This window comes from Bacillus crepusculi, assembly GCF_014764715.1.
Taxonomy (GTDB): domain Bacteria; phylum Bacillota; class Bacilli; order Bacillales; family Bacillaceae; genus Bacillus.
The window spans coordinates 1-12,784 of the sequence record NZ_JACXXE010000023.1; the positions used below are offsets into that span (position 1 = coordinate 1).

At 41.4% G+C, this 12,784-nt stretch carries 20 protein-coding genes; all 20 read right to left on the minus strand.

The window, feature by feature from the left end; genetic code table 11:
- Positions 1-114: 114 nt before the first annotated feature.
- On the minus strand, positions 115-303 hold the full coding sequence (locus tag IEE86_RS18905; protein WP_191098530.1) for a hypothetical protein: 189 nt from the start codon (positions 301-303) through the stop codon (positions 115-117).
- Between the two features lie 113 nt (positions 304-416).
- The gene (locus tag IEE86_RS18910; RefSeq protein ID WP_191098531.1) at positions 417-1,220 is read right to left on the minus strand and encodes a peptidoglycan recognition protein family protein; all 804 of its coding nucleotides are present in this window, start codon (positions 1,218-1,220) and stop codon (positions 417-419) included.
- A 19-nt stretch (positions 1,221-1,239) separates the two neighbouring features.
- Positions 1,240-1,503 carry a phage holin gene (locus IEE86_RS18915; protein ID WP_191098532.1) on the minus strand — a complete coding sequence of 88 codons (264 nt, stop codon included), beginning with the start codon at positions 1,501-1,503 and terminating at the stop codon, positions 1,240-1,242.
- Positions 1,504-1,514: 11 nt separating this feature from the next.
- Entirely contained in the window at positions 1,515-1,727 is a 213-nt protein-coding gene (locus IEE86_RS18920; RefSeq protein WP_017367922.1) for a BhlA/UviB family holin-like peptide, read from the minus strand.
- A gap of 36 nt (positions 1,728-1,763) precedes the next feature.
- On the minus strand, positions 1,764-1,907 hold the full coding sequence (locus IEE86_RS18925) for an XkdX family protein (RefSeq protein WP_191098533.1): 144 nt from the start codon (positions 1,905-1,907) through the stop codon (positions 1,764-1,766).
- Positions 1,904-2,224: a hypothetical protein gene (locus IEE86_RS18930; RefSeq protein WP_191098534.1), complete on the minus strand. Its 321-nt coding sequence runs from the start codon at positions 2,222-2,224 to the stop codon at positions 1,904-1,906. The genes IEE86_RS18925 and IEE86_RS18930 overlap by 4 nt, the downstream gene beginning before the upstream one ends.
- Positions 2,225-2,236: 12 nt before the next feature.
- Entirely contained in the window at positions 2,237-2,527 is a 291-nt protein-coding gene (locus IEE86_RS19495) for a hypothetical protein (RefSeq protein ID WP_224741098.1), read from the minus strand.
- Positions 2,528-2,659: 132 nt separating this feature from the next.
- Positions 2,660-3,343 carry a hypothetical protein gene (locus IEE86_RS19500; RefSeq protein ID WP_224741099.1) on the minus strand — a complete coding sequence of 228 codons (684 nt, stop codon included), beginning with the start codon at positions 3,341-3,343 and terminating at the stop codon, positions 2,660-2,662.
- A gap of 33 nt (positions 3,344-3,376) precedes the next feature.
- Entirely contained in the window at positions 3,377-4,504 is a 1,128-nt protein-coding gene (locus tag IEE86_RS18940; protein ID WP_191098535.1) for a pyocin knob domain-containing protein, read from the minus strand.
- A gap of 7 nt (positions 4,505-4,511) precedes the next feature.
- The gene (locus IEE86_RS18945) at positions 4,512-4,685 is read right to left on the minus strand and encodes an XkdX family protein (protein ID WP_191098536.1); all 174 of its coding nucleotides are present in this window, start codon (positions 4,683-4,685) and stop codon (positions 4,512-4,514) included.
- Complete coding sequence (locus IEE86_RS18950) at positions 4,682-5,011, minus strand: XkdW family protein (RefSeq protein ID WP_191098537.1); 330 nt, start codon at positions 5,009-5,011, stop codon at positions 4,682-4,684. Before IEE86_RS18950 ends, IEE86_RS18945 begins: the two co-directional genes overlap by 4 nt.
- 10 nt (positions 5,012-5,021) lie before the next feature.
- Positions 5,022-5,900 (minus strand): hypothetical protein, encoded by an 879-nt coding sequence (locus IEE86_RS18955; RefSeq protein WP_191098538.1) that lies wholly within the window; start codon positions 5,898-5,900, stop codon positions 5,022-5,024.
- A 14-nt stretch (positions 5,901-5,914) separates the two neighbouring features.
- The gene (locus IEE86_RS18960) at positions 5,915-6,298 is read right to left on the minus strand and encodes a phage tail-collar fiber domain-containing protein (protein ID WP_142945038.1); all 384 of its coding nucleotides are present in this window, start codon (positions 6,296-6,298) and stop codon (positions 5,915-5,917) included.
- Positions 6,299-6,309: 11 nt separating this feature from the next.
- Positions 6,310-7,233: a YmfQ family protein gene (locus IEE86_RS18965; protein ID WP_191098539.1), complete on the minus strand. Its 924-nt coding sequence runs from the start codon at positions 7,231-7,233 to the stop codon at positions 6,310-6,312.
- Complete coding sequence (locus IEE86_RS18970; RefSeq protein WP_191098540.1) at positions 7,217-8,266, minus strand: baseplate J/gp47 family protein; 1,050 nt, start codon at positions 8,264-8,266, stop codon at positions 7,217-7,219. The genes IEE86_RS18965 and IEE86_RS18970 overlap by 17 nt, the downstream gene beginning before the upstream one ends.
- Complete coding sequence (locus IEE86_RS18975; RefSeq protein ID WP_191098541.1) at positions 8,259-8,681, minus strand: DUF2634 domain-containing protein; 423 nt, start codon at positions 8,679-8,681, stop codon at positions 8,259-8,261. The genes IEE86_RS18970 and IEE86_RS18975 overlap by 8 nt, the downstream gene beginning before the upstream one ends.
- 14 nt (positions 8,682-8,695) lie before the next feature.
- A complete protein-coding gene (locus tag IEE86_RS18980) occupies positions 8,696-8,962 on the minus strand; it encodes a DUF2577 family protein (protein WP_191098542.1) in 267 nt (88 codons plus the stop codon).
- Entirely contained in the window at positions 8,959-9,969 is a 1,011-nt protein-coding gene (locus tag IEE86_RS18985; protein WP_191098543.1) for an XkdQ/YqbQ family protein, read from the minus strand. The genes IEE86_RS18980 and IEE86_RS18985 overlap by 4 nt, the downstream gene beginning before the upstream one ends.
- Positions 9,970-9,980: 11 nt before the next feature.
- Positions 9,981-10,649 carry a LysM peptidoglycan-binding domain-containing protein gene (locus tag IEE86_RS18990; RefSeq protein ID WP_191098544.1) on the minus strand — a complete coding sequence of 223 codons (669 nt, stop codon included), beginning with the start codon at positions 10,647-10,649 and terminating at the stop codon, positions 9,981-9,983.
- On the minus strand, positions 10,642-12,784 hold a 2,143-nt coding region (locus IEE86_RS18995), incomplete at its 5' end, for a transglycosylase SLT domain-containing protein (RefSeq protein ID WP_191098545.1). The genes IEE86_RS18995 and IEE86_RS18990, both read right to left, overlap by 8 nt.

Below are 12,784 nucleotides of genomic sequence, written 5' to 3' on the forward strand. Positions count from 1 at the left end.
CAGCTGGGAGAGCGCTACGCTGGCAGCGTAGAGGTCAGCGGTTCGATCCCGCTATGCTCCATACGAAAAACCATTCTTGAGAAATCAAGGATGGTTTTTTTATGTATATATTTCTTAAAGCTCTGTTTGTTCTTTGTTTTTTCTTAATCTTAACAACTTTATGATGCGATACGTAATCACAGAAAGATATGCCGTGATGAGAATAAGCGTATATAATACAGGGAAATCACTCGTGATTCCGTGATAAATGAAATAGATGAGCAGCACTGACAACAATATGACTTGGAACAGTTCTTTTTTCATTTTTCTTTCCTTTCATGATAGTGATTTGGTCGATTATATCATAAATGATGTCATTTTTTGTTAGCTATCAGCAAGTAAAGCGATTTTACTTACTGATAGCATTTTCTTGAATATCACTTTGTCCGTAATTGTTCCATTTTTTGCTTCGTCTTTGGTCCATAAATTCCGTCTGCAACTAACCCATTCATAAGCTGAAATCGCTTGACCGCATTCGCCGTTTTCGGTCCATAATACCCATCAATCCCGTTGTTTTTTGCTCCTTTGTCTGGATAAAAATACAGAGATGATAATGCTTTTTGCACCGCTGTCACTTGAGGTCCTTTTGTTAAGGGGTTGGTTACTTTTAAAATGCCAGAAGGCAGATTTGATGATGTCTGTTTGATGACGGGTGGTTTGTGGCTCAAGCTTTCTGCCTGAACTGGTTTTCTTGTGCTTTTGCTGCCGGTATGAGCTGTGGCTATTCCAGCTTTAAATTGATCCCACCGTCCGAGCAGTTTCCTTGGACACTCTTTCCCGCTCCAATGTTTATGTGGCACCACGTTTGATAAAGGAATCCTCAATTCGCCCATCAATTTTCGAATGAGCCATTGGGCATTTTCTACTGCTTGTTCAAAGCTGCCATCTGCATTTTCACAAATCTCAATTCCAATTGATTTCATATTGCCAGTTCCTCTGCCATCTCCTGCGTGCCAGCCGTTTTCGTTTAACGGTAAATGCTGATAAATGACCTGATCATCGACAGTGTAGTGCCAGCTAACCCCAGTACTTGCACGAGCAACAAACGCTGCGTGACTTGCCGCATTCGCACCTTTTGCAGTGTTGGAGGTATTATGCACCGTAATATAGAGCGGCTTCATCATGTTTCCTGGTCTATTGCCGTTGTGTTTTGGGATGTAGGCTTGAATGATCTTAACCATATGATGTCTCCTTCAAGTATTATTTTGTTAGCCCTCTTTGTTTCAAGGCATCTTTTTGTAATTGACCTTTATAGGTCACATAATTATTTTTAAACCAGGCCATCACCGCAGTGACCATAGTGAAAATCGTGGAACCTGCCACATAAAGTGCCTCTCCTACGGTTTGCACTTGTTCCTCACTAATCGGAAGCACCGTTTGTCCAAACATCACAAGCGTTTGATTGATGAGGGCAATAAAAAGAAGCACTGTGCGAATCACAGTGCCTTTGTCGAATGATTTCATGTGTTTTCCTCCTATTTTAAATTCCGTTCAATTTTATCGAGCTTGTCGATCACGACGTCATACTTCTCACTAAACTTTGCTAACACATCATTTTGCGCCTCGATTTGCTCATTGAGTTTGTTTTCTCGTTCCTTTGTTGTATTGAGAACATAAAACAAAATCCAGCAAAAGAGAACGGCAAATGGGCCTTGTGTCATTAAATTTTGAACGACATCCACTTCCATTGGAATCACCTTCTTTCCGACAAAAAAATAAAGCCATTAGGCTTCGTATTTGTCTCCTGTTATGTCTTGATAGTCATCTGATGAGATCCAGCCAATGCTTACATAAAATGCAATATCCTCTGGTCCGTAACACTGCCAGTCCCAAAATTGTTTGATATCTTCTACAGTTGGAAACATCATTCTGAAGCCCCCCGTTTTTGCATAGCCAATAGCTGCGTTAATTGTTTTGATAATAAAGCATTTTGTTTCTTTAAAAGCTCTATATCACTTGGCGGGAGAGGATCTAGTTTTAAGCTATCTATATACTCCTGTGTCGCTGCTTCATACCATTGCTGTTTTTCCGCATCAAATGCTGCTTTATAAAAAGAAGGATTATTTGGTGGAGCAATTGTTGTACATTGATCTGGAATGACATAATTTCCTTCATCATCTCTCTCAAACACTTCTATCGGTCTGACCAGTTCATATTGATGATCGTATTCATAAACTTGTATCATACTATCACTTCCTTAATTTAATGGAATGACTGTGTCCAGATAGTAACCAATAACTGCACTGTCATTTGCGGATAATGAGCCGGTTAGCTTTAGCTCTCCTGTTTTATATATAAGTAGTTTACTATGACCCGTTGTACCTGATACTGGAACTGATACTACTAGACCTTTGTCTGGTAAGCCCGTACTTGGAATACTTCCACAGATAACTTCTTGATTTGCTTTTAAGTGGCCTCTCAGCAATAATGTATTTCCCCATTTAGCAGAAGGCAGGGTGAGTACATCCGTTCCAGTAGGAATAAGCATTCTATTCCCATTCGCTTTCAATAATGGGTGCTCGTTCAGCCTCTTCCATCCGCTCCATTCTTGCTGAGTACCAGTAACATCCGTCGTTGATCGATTGATGTAGACATCGCCTGTATTATTTGCTCCAATAATCTAGCCGTAGATATTTTCACTAAAGACTGATAAGGCTCTCATAGAACTTTTTGTTGGCAGGTCGGGATGTGCTTCATGGATATACCAAGAATGCACTCCTGGCAATTTTATGAGTTTATCTAAAATACTAGAATCGTTTGCATTAATTCTTTCGTATGCTTTTCCATCGTCAGCAGTGATTTTAGATAATTGCCCTGCATCCCACTTATTTTTTTCCTTTTGGGTAGGCAATTGTAGCCAGTTAATTCGGACATCATTCACATGATAGGAGAAACAAAACGCATTGGCTGACGTGTCAATTGCGATTCCTACGCCAATATTATTTTGACCTACAAGCTGAAAGCCTCTTAATGCAGCATTCCCTGTAGCTGGAGAATCAATTACTCCAGAACCACCTGGCGCATAAAATGAGCAGGCACCTAGCGATTTTACTCCCTCATAGATACTGCCGCCAGCAGGAATATTGACCAATTGGGAACCGTTATCATTTGTCAGTTTATATAGCTGAGATTGATTCCATTTCTTCTTTTCTGTTTCGGATGCATGAGATGCATCATTTTCGTGTTGATTGATGTGCCCCGATAATCCAATATCATTTTCAAGTAGCACCTTAACCATGTTATTCAACAGATCTGCATGGGCTTTGTCACTGGTTTTGAAAGTACGAGGTGTCTTTATCTCCATGTGATTCTCCTTTCACATTTCAGTTTTATCGAATTATCTTGTACTGAACTTAAAACCAAATGTAATAAACTCAGTGGGGTTTGCATTGTTTGAAGAAGATTGCACACATACCTTTCCACCCTGATCTATTAACGTACGATGGAATTGAGGTACTCCTGGTGTCCCTATACTTGAAGCGATCCCTACAAAATGAATCGCCTGCTGCGGCCGATATTCTTCAGGCAAAATAAACACGGGGTTATTTCCTAAAATCCCACCTTTTACAGCACCTACTATCTCGACTTCCCCTAAGAGATTCTTGCGATATTTTACTGGCAAATTAATAGGGTCATATTCCTTCCAACTATTTATAATCTCATCTGGTTTTTTCCAAGAACCTTCTGATAGATCTGATAACGTAATTTGTTTCTCCCATGGTGTCCATGTTTCTGAATCTCGTTGACGAAATCTAAAATAAGTGTTTTTCCCATAAACAGATTCGTACGCTATTTGTATTAAGGTATTGCCATAACTCATGACCAATAAAAACACTTTATTAAAGGAGGATGGACCATTTATTCCAGAGTTATAAATGAGATACATTCCTGTCTGAGTAAGGGTATTATAGTCTGTCACGCTAGCAAATCCATGATAAAAGGGCTTTCCATTATCTTGAGTGATTTTTGCTAATTGACCGTTATCCCACCTGTTCCTATCGCTTTCTGTAGGCAGCTTTGTCCATGTAATCGACGTATGTCCGGCATAATAATAGAAAAAGTAAGCTTTACCTGAACTATCAATTGCAAAGCCAGAGCCAATATTTTCTTGACCTACTGTCTGCAGCCCTCTTATTGAGACATCCGGTGGGGCAGGAGAATCCTCCACGCCAGCAGCTGCAAAAAATGTACATGTTCCTTTATCTTTTATCGCATCAAATATGCTTTCGCCAACCGGCACATTGATGAGCTGTCTTCCACTATCAGCGGTGATCTTATAACTCTGGGATTCATTCCATTTCTTCTTTTCTGTTTCAGATGCATGTGCTCTTGTATCATTTGCATGCTTTAAGAGCTGCTCTAATATCCCAGTATCATTTTCAAGCAGCACTTTGACCATGTCATTGAACAAATCGGCATGCGCTTTATCATTGACCTCAAAAGGTTTTGGTTCTTTTATTTCCATTCTGTTTTCACTCCCCTGCATTGAAGTGTGGATCAATCTCTTGTAGCTGCTCTAGAGTGAGTACCCTTTGGTGATATCCTGTATTTAGATCTTCCAGTGAACAATCACCTAGTTCAATTGCTTGCTTAATCATTTCAGGTGTCACCCATTTGAAATATAATGCCATTACCCAATAATTCATATTTCACTCTCTCCTTTAAATAAAAGGATCTGGTTTTTTAGCGCCTTTAGTTCGTTTGTTAAAAGATCGTATTGATGTTCAAGCTGCTTTCTCACCAGCTTTTCTTTTGCTACTTCTTGCGCTAGATAATCTAGTGGAAGAGGGGGTTGATACCTCGGATTGGTTTGGGCTTCCTCCCACCATTTTTTCAATTCTTCTATCGTTGGCTTTGGTACATCTAAATGCCACTCGTCTATATACGAACCATCTCCGTCATTTCTTAATTCAAAATCCTTTTGCGGGTCCGCATCGGGGTATTTATATTTTATCGCTTCATATAAATTCATTAGAATCCTCCTATACTCTCGGGAAATTGCGGCCGCCTAATTCCGTAATGTCGAAATAGTTGTACCAGCCTGAATTATCAGATATATAACGATCAGAATTTCCCGCATAGCCTATATACATGTAAATTTCAACGTAATCTCCTTTATTCGCTGGCACATTCGCAGCCCCATATAAACCTATATCAAGTTTTGCCGTTTCAGAGGGTGTGGCAGGGAGATGTCTATAATGAGATATATTTTTATAATTTTTACCATTTAAAAAGATAGACAGCTCAAAATTTGCATACATTTGAACCGTTTCAATATAGACTCCAGCGTTTACTAGGTACATTCCGTTTTCCGGACAAATAAAACGACTATTTTTTATATCAAAATTATTGTGACTATCTTTGATTTTTCGATTAAAAAGGATTTTTTGTCGCTCAGCATTATTAAGCAACTGCTTACCAGTTGTCCCAATATTGGTATGGAGAAAACCAGAGATTTTATGCCATTCAGTCCAGCCAGAACCCGTCCACCAATGACGGCACCAAATACCCGTACTATCAAAATAATTACCTGCTTCGTTTCCAGTGCCATAGTAGTATTGTACAAATCGAAAGTTACTATATTTTTCATTTTTCACAAAGCCGTATCTCGTAGGATAGCCCGTATCATTGGCTTGACCAATATCCATGAACGTAATCCCTATTGGATATTCTTCGCCACTGACTGATGCATCTTGAATGGCTTGATCTCCTGTTAATTTGAATAAGCTTTCATTCGTGATTCCTGCTATTTGCCTACTAAGCGCATTATCATTCTCTACAAGTGTGTCGACCATCCGATTAAACAAATTGGCATGGGCTTTGTCAGAGGTTTCAAACGGTAAAGGTGTTTTGATGTCCACTTCTTTCCCCTCCATTAATAAATATCATCAATCTCAAAAACGAATTCGATGTCGCCGTCTTTTTGTTTGTCAGTCATGGTGCGGATGGCGGTGAATTTGCCGGCTTCGTCGACAAGGGCTAATTCATTAATGACTTCACCTGCGAGTTCTCCTTCGGCGATCGTGCAGGTGTAACGGATTTTTGCTGGTTCCATGAAGGTAAACGAATCAATGTTTTTTTGGACTAGTTCTTTTTTAAGTTTTTGTTCAGTGCCGTCTAGAGAAATTGGTTTTCCATCCTTTGTTCCTCCATTTCCAAATGCCATTTTAACGACTTTTGTGAGCTTTGTTCCTTCTGCTCTTGCCTTTGCCATTTGTTGACGTGCATACAGTGTTGTTACGGTTAGTTGATCAGCCATTGTGATCCTCCTTATAGCTCTATTTTTTTAGAAGTTGCTGCTAGCATTTTTGATCCGTCCAGCGGAACAGTTCCATCGAGAATCCAGTAATGATCCTTGATCAGTAAGCTGCCGCCCTGCTCAGTTTGAACATGTACTGGCAGACGGAACGTCATTTTCTTTTTGGTTTGATGCGAAAGTTTGTTCTTTGTGCGTAAAGTCAGTGCTTGGGCTTGCTTCGTTTCATACACTGCCCCAGTCATGACATAATTCATGCGATACGCTGTTTCCAGCTCATGTTGAAGCGGCATTCTCATCTTCAATGAATGCTGAAAACGAACAGGGATATCTGCTGTGCCTCGTGTTCCACTGAGGTAGAACGTACCATTTAATACAAATTCACCATTGAGTAAAATCGGGATATGATCGAAAAAACCCACTCTGCTTCGCAGTGTGAGCCGCTGTTGATGATCATTCTCTTCTTGCACATCGGTATGGTGAAAAGCCGTGAACGTATAAGCTAAGTGCGCCGGCTTTAACGTTTCAAGTATGTCTACAATATACCTAGTGTTTTGAAGATCATCTAGGTTCACACGCAAGGCGAAATGATAGCGATTGGCTGTGAGACGGATGATCGCACTTGGATTCTTGAGAAATCGATTCACTGATTTTTCTAATGACAGATACGTGATCGGTGGAATGTTCGACATCATGTTGAGTAAGCGCGCCCTGCGCAGTTCAATGGAATCGTCTGATTCCCGCTGCACCTTCAGCATTCTTTCCCATCTATTCAATCCCCATGTCGCTGTTAAAGGAAAGAACTGATCCGTTACGTCGAAAATAGATTCGTCCAATTGCTCAAATTCCGGTGCTTCCGTCTTGAGTAAATGATCTACTTCATAAATTTCTGTAAAATATGGCGGCAAGTAGTTTTTCATTTCATCCTGTTTGCTCAATAACCTTCACCTGCCTCAGACGCGGTATCTCAATGTCCTGTAATACTAAGTTTTTCGACTCCCCATTCAATAACACGTTTGCATAATCTGACACACTTTCTGAATGGTACAGAATATCATTTAAGGCGGACATTCGAATGGTACTCTTTTCAAATGCGATTGATTTTAACAGGGCTTTGACCTTTTCTTCTATTTCCTTTTGAGCTCCTTCAAGGGTCCAGTCCATTTGAAGTTCGACAGCCACTTCTATGTCGATATCCAGCCATTTGGCGCTTTCAACGGTTGCTTTTGAGCCTATAGGCGCTTGTCCTTCCCCTTCTCCTGGCACTGGGTCGATATATTCCTGTACCCTTTTGACAAGTAGATCTGATGCAACATCTAGATTACCGTCTGTGATGACAATTTTGACCGTTCCTTCTCCGTTCCAAAGCGGAAACACTTTCGCTCTGCCAACCCCGGTCACTTCCTCAGCCCACTTTTTATAATGCGCCCTGTTGGCACTGACAGCCTCCCGCCTAGCACGTATTAAGTATCGATCATATAAGGAAACGTCATCTTCTTCCTCTTGCCCTGGTATCACCAATTCGTTCATAATAATTGATTCGAGTCCTGGGATTGTATCAAGGGATAGCAGTGGCTGACCTGTTAATTGACCATTGCCTGCTCTGCCAGGTGTCTCGCATTCTAATGTGCCATCCTTCGAATATTGGAAATAAACGTCTTCAATAAAAAAACGTGAGCCATCTGGGATGTTGATATTCTTTGGCTGAATGGCTGCGGACCAAACTGCTTTGGTGGCAGGCTTTCTTTCAATACCGACTTCAGCAGCCCGTCGATCTAAAAATTCTCCCTGTGCTGTATCTGCAAAAACAAGCTCGAATACTTGATCAAGCCAAATATAGGACTGTGCCAGTTCAGCCGCAGCAGGTGCCAAGGCATTCCAAATTACGCTGTTTTCTCGTTTATCTATATCATCTGGCAGTCTATCTAGCATTCTTTCCATCAATGCTTCATATGTTTGCTCCTCAAACATCGCCCTCCATCACCTCCTCTATTTCTAATGTGCCCTCATCTGTGATGATGGCTAGTTTGACTTGAAACGTGTCATTTTGCTTCGTGACCTCTATCTCTTCAATATGTTCAATCCGCTCGTCAACGATCAGTGCTTCCTCTAGCAGCCTTGGAATCTCCATTTCTTTGTATTCATCCGTTGCTTCTGTGTCCGTCAATAGCTCCTGGATTTCAGTGCCAATGTCGTGGCTGTAGATAGGATGTGCATAACGCTCTGTTCTCAATGTCATGTAAACGAATTGCCGGATCGCCTCTATGCCTGAAATGGTTTCGTTTGTCAGCCTGCCATGTTCAAAATCTATGCGATACGTCGTTGAGGGTTCTATCTCTTCGTCTTCTTCTGTTTCCTCGATTTCTTCTTCTGGTGAAAGTGCCACGTTCATCACCTCCCTTACAATTTATCGATGATGTAGAAGGACTGTCCTCCTGCCATTGCGAGCACCATAATGCTGTCTCCCGTTTTTAGTTCATCATCCTCACCTTTATTTAAACGCTTTGGCCAAATCAGTAATTCTTCTGGAATAATCAGCTTATGATTTTCATTTAATCGGATGCTCAGTGGGGCAACTGCTGTGACCTCTCCAATGACAAGATCAATCGGTGAGGCTGCGTCTACTGCATTGACAGCTAATCGTTTAATCGCTTCACTTAATCTCACGCTTGATCACCCTTTGGCAAAGAATTTTTCTCAACGACATCAATTGTCATGGTGTGTTTCACCCCACTGAATTCATGTTTATCTTGATCGATCCAGTAGGTTTTTTTTACGTTGATTTCAGGAATTTTCAAATAGATTGGGAGACCGCTTTGCAGTTCAGGAATTCCCAGCGCTTGTATGCTTTTCACTTCTTGTTTGACGCCTTTCTTCTCTGCTAGCCGTACTTTGGCTCTTTTTTGCAGCTGCGGCTGGTTGATTTGCCCCGTGACCGTCTCAACATGCTGTAAAATGCCGTATTTACTCTGACCTGCTTTATCCTGTTCGATCACCACAAGATCTGATTTGCTGCCCTTTTTCTTACTCTTCCCCTGATCATCTACAGACGTTCGCATTTTCACACGTGTTGCTGTCTCTTCAATAGAGGTGCTGTACTGATAGCCGATGAGATTGACGCCTGATTCAATGACCCATACGTCCTCTGGATCAGGCCAAGCTCTCAGCCCCATCTTGCCTTTAGCAGAATACATTTGATAATTTCTGCCGGTTTGCTGCTTTGTTTCTTTTAATGCCTTCAGTATGATGTCATATAAGCTCGTATCATTTTTAAAAACAAGTGATTTTATGACATGTCCTGTATTTGAGATTGTGGTCATTGGAATTTGAAAGTCAGTTCCAATTCGTCTCAAGATTTGATCTGCTCTTTGATTTGAAAAAACATAGACATCTTGGTTTTTCACTAAATATTGGAGCATGTCGTATGCAGTAAAGGTCAGCTTACCTTCAACAGGTGTACGGGAAAACACAATGCCTCTGAACAGCTCTTTTCCCTTCCATTTAAAAAGAACCGTGTCCCCTTCTGAGACACGGTAATATGTTTGACTGCCTTGTTTTGTGATAATATTTGCCTGAATAGAGCGAGGGGCTTGATACCTTTGCCCCTGAAGTGTCACACTTTCTGTGACAAGCTCATATATGGTGCCGCTTCTGATGGCAAAAAGCTCAATCAATGTCAGCCCCCCTATTGTGGTATTTTTAATTTTTGTCCAGGAAAAATCCAATGTCCTGGCTGTTTAATATTGCGTTTACTTCGTTTAATCATCGCTGCTTTATTGGCATTCCAAATACGCCGCCATTTTGTACTATCACCATAAAACCGGCCTGAAATGGCCCACAAAGTATCGCCTTTTTTGACGGTGTACAACTTTGGTGGTGATTTTGATGGTCTTTTCTTTTTGGTTTGTTTCGCTTTTTTCTTTCGTTTGATTTTCCTAGGCGAAGCGGTTTTGTATTCCTTTAACTCGATCGTAAATTCACGATCACCAATATCATATGACCCTTCCTTGTGGGTGAAGCTTTCAATGCTGCATGTCATATTGATTTTTGTTCCTGTAACAATCAACTGTACGGACTTCTTTGAACGCATCATTCGTTCAATTTTCGCTATTGCATTCTCTGGTGATGGAATGCTTTTATATTCAGCAATCGGCGAATATTTCTTAGGAAATAATGAGGTGAATGATACTTGTTTAGCCGAAGGTACATCAATAAAGGTCAGTTCTCCAAAAGAAGCGACCTTCACCGTTTCATTTTGTACGTTATTTGTGATTTCGAGTTCGGATGGAAGAACAGGGAATCGCAGCTTGTCCTTTCCTTGGGAAATCCACAATTGATACACTGATTTACCCATCAATCACGACCCCCTTCGTTCCTGTATGAAGCTCTACTTCCAGTTCGTCAACAAGCATTTGTCTAATTTTTTCGACAAGTGATTGTTGATCTTGCCCATTATGGAAATGCTGATCCCCATTGAATTGAATGGTGATTTGTTTATTACCTGACGATGTTGTACTGCCAGCAGACTGAGCTGAGGTGACTTGCTGCATCTTTGCTTCTGGTAAAGGAGCAGATGCATTTGATGGATCAAATACTTGCATTCCAAGAGCCTTGGCTGCCTGTATTAATAAATATCTTCCGCGAATGCCTCTTTCTTCTGGAATAATCCATTCGCGTTTGTTCCCTTCACCGACTCTAGCTACCTGCTCCTGAGTAATCAGCCCGCCATTTGCATAGCCTTTATAAGGACCGCCTCTTTTCATACTTCGTAATCCTGGCGTGTTGAATACTGTTCCATATCTGCCCTTAATGTAATTAATGGCTGCTACGGCATTATGAATTGGGTTCCAAATGTCATTCATGCCTTTGCCTTTATTGGAGTTAAATGTCGGTCCAATGGTTTGCATTAAGCCTTTAGAAGGTGTTCCCTTCTTGGCATTGGAATCCCATAGGTTGATGGCTTTCGGATTTCCATTCGATTCATGCTGTGCGATGGTCATCAGACCTGGAAGCCAGCTCATAGATGTACCAGTTGCCATCAGAGCTGCCATGAGCCATTGCTGAACACTAAGACCTGAAGCGCCCATACCGCTGAAGGCACCGATTAACGAACCAGCCTGATTTTCAGCAAACTTTTTCACATCAACTGAGTCCAGCCCTTTGACGACACCGATTGATGCAAATTTCCCAAGACTCATCATGACGCGTGAAGGAGAATGAATGTCTAATTCTTCGCGGAAAGCTTGCTCCACTTTCTTGGCCATGTCCTTGGCCGCTTGTGTCACTTCGCTTCCTTTGGAACGCATGCCGCTATTAAAGGCATCAATTATTCCTGAACCCCAGCCTGGTGATTCTTGTTTTACTTGCAGGAATGGTTGCTTGACGTGTTGATCTACGTATTGGCTTGTGCCAATTGTTGTGGCATTTTGACCTGCTGCAAAACCACTAACTGTTCCAGAACCCCAAGTTGGCGAGGCTGTCATGACTTGTTGGTATGGTGCTTTTACACGACTTTGCAAAAAGCTATCTGTACCTGTTGGTGTCGTTTGCTGGCCAGTTGCAAAAGCAGCAACCGTTTGTTGTCCGTACTTTCCTGAATCTGATGTCAATTGATTAAATGGTTGCTGAATATTTTTTTGCTTCCATTGATCAAGTGAAACCACCTTTTGATTCAGCCCTTGTTCAAAATCATGATTAAATTGCTCACCTATGCTGGAGGCTTGAATGTTCCCAGTCATCGAGACCGATCCATCAATTGAACCACCAACAGAAGATGATGAAGCTACAGCTGTAGAAGCTGGAATACTTGACACGTGATTTCCTGCCGCTCCGCTTGGCATAACAGACATTCCAAGATGAGAAGCAGCCTGGGCAAGCAGCATCTTCCCGCGTCCTCGGTTATTTTGTGTTGGAATAACAAATTCGTTACCCGCTTCCCCTACCCATGATAAGGTTGGCTGGGTGATATAGCCGCCTGTGGCATTATTATCAGGTTTTTTCTTCCCAACAATCCAATTTATGACTACATCTACAATACCGCCTGCTTTGTCAAAAATCTTTTTAACCCAACCAAATGCTGCAGAAAAACCATCACTAATGGCACCTGCCACTTTTACGATCGGTGTCTGAATATTATCTTTAAACCATTTGGATAATCCATCCCATATATCTGTCACTACTTTATACGCTTCTTCAAACTTTTTCCCGATGCTATCTTTAATGGTTCCTACGGTATCTACAAGTGGATTCCACACATTCTCCATAAACCAAGACGATACAGCTCCAAAGATCGATTGTATCGTTTTCCATGCATTTGATAATGCTGTCCAAATCCCAGTCGCGACCGTAACGACTGTACTGCTTAGTGGTGTCCAAACATTTTCGATAAACCAGCCTGCAACTGCACTGAATGTTTCTTGAATCCACGTCCAGGCATTGACTAGGCTTGACCAGATGGTCGTTGCTACCGTAACGACTGTACTGCTTAGC

Coding starts and splice junctions, on each gene's coding strand:
- IEE86_RS18915 (WP_191098532.1), bottom strand. CDS start 1,503: ATGAAATCATTCGACAAAGGCACTGTGATTCGCACAGTGCTTCTTTTT.
- IEE86_RS18950 (WP_191098537.1), bottom strand. CDS start 5,011: ATGAATTTATATGAAGCGATAAAATATAAATACCCCGATGCGGACCCG.
- IEE86_RS18940 (WP_191098535.1), bottom strand. CDS start 4,504: ATGGAAATAAAAGAACCAAAACCTTTTGAGGTCAATGATAAAGCGCAT.
- IEE86_RS18990 (WP_191098544.1), bottom strand. CDS start 10,649: ATGGGTAAATCAGTGTATCAATTGTGGATTTCCCAAGGAAAGGACAAG.
- IEE86_RS18970 (WP_191098540.1), bottom strand. CDS start 8,266: ATGTTTGAGGAGCAAACATATGAAGCATTGATGGAAAGAATGCTAGAT.
- IEE86_RS18920 (WP_017367922.1), bottom strand. CDS start 1,727: ATGGAAGTGGATGTCGTTCAAAATTTAATGACACAAGGCCCATTTGCC.
- IEE86_RS19500 (WP_224741099.1), bottom strand. CDS start 3,343: ATGGAGATAAAGACACCTCGTACTTTCAAAACCAGTGACAAAGCCCAT.
- IEE86_RS18925 (WP_191098533.1), bottom strand. CDS start 1,907: ATGATGTTTCCAACTGTAGAAGATATCAAACAATTTTGGGACTGGCAG.
- IEE86_RS18960 (WP_142945038.1), bottom strand. CDS start 6,298: ATGGCTGATCAACTAACCGTAACAACACTGTATGCACGTCAACAAATG.
- IEE86_RS19495 (WP_224741098.1), bottom strand. CDS start 2,527: ATGCTTATTCCTACTGGAACGGATGTACTCACCCTGCCTTCTGCTAAA.
- IEE86_RS18945 (WP_191098536.1), bottom strand. CDS start 4,685: ATGAATTATTGGGTAATGGCATTATATTTCAAATGGGTGACACCTGAA.
- IEE86_RS18910 (WP_191098531.1), bottom strand. CDS start 1,220: ATGGTTAAGATCATTCAAGCCTACATCCCAAAACACAACGGCAATAGA.
- IEE86_RS18905 (WP_191098530.1), bottom strand. CDS start 303: ATGAAAAAAGAACTGTTCCAAGTCATATTGTTGTCAGTGCTGCTCATC.
- IEE86_RS18930 (WP_191098534.1), bottom strand. CDS start 2,224: ATGATACAAGTTTATGAATACGATCATCAATATGAACTGGTCAGACCG.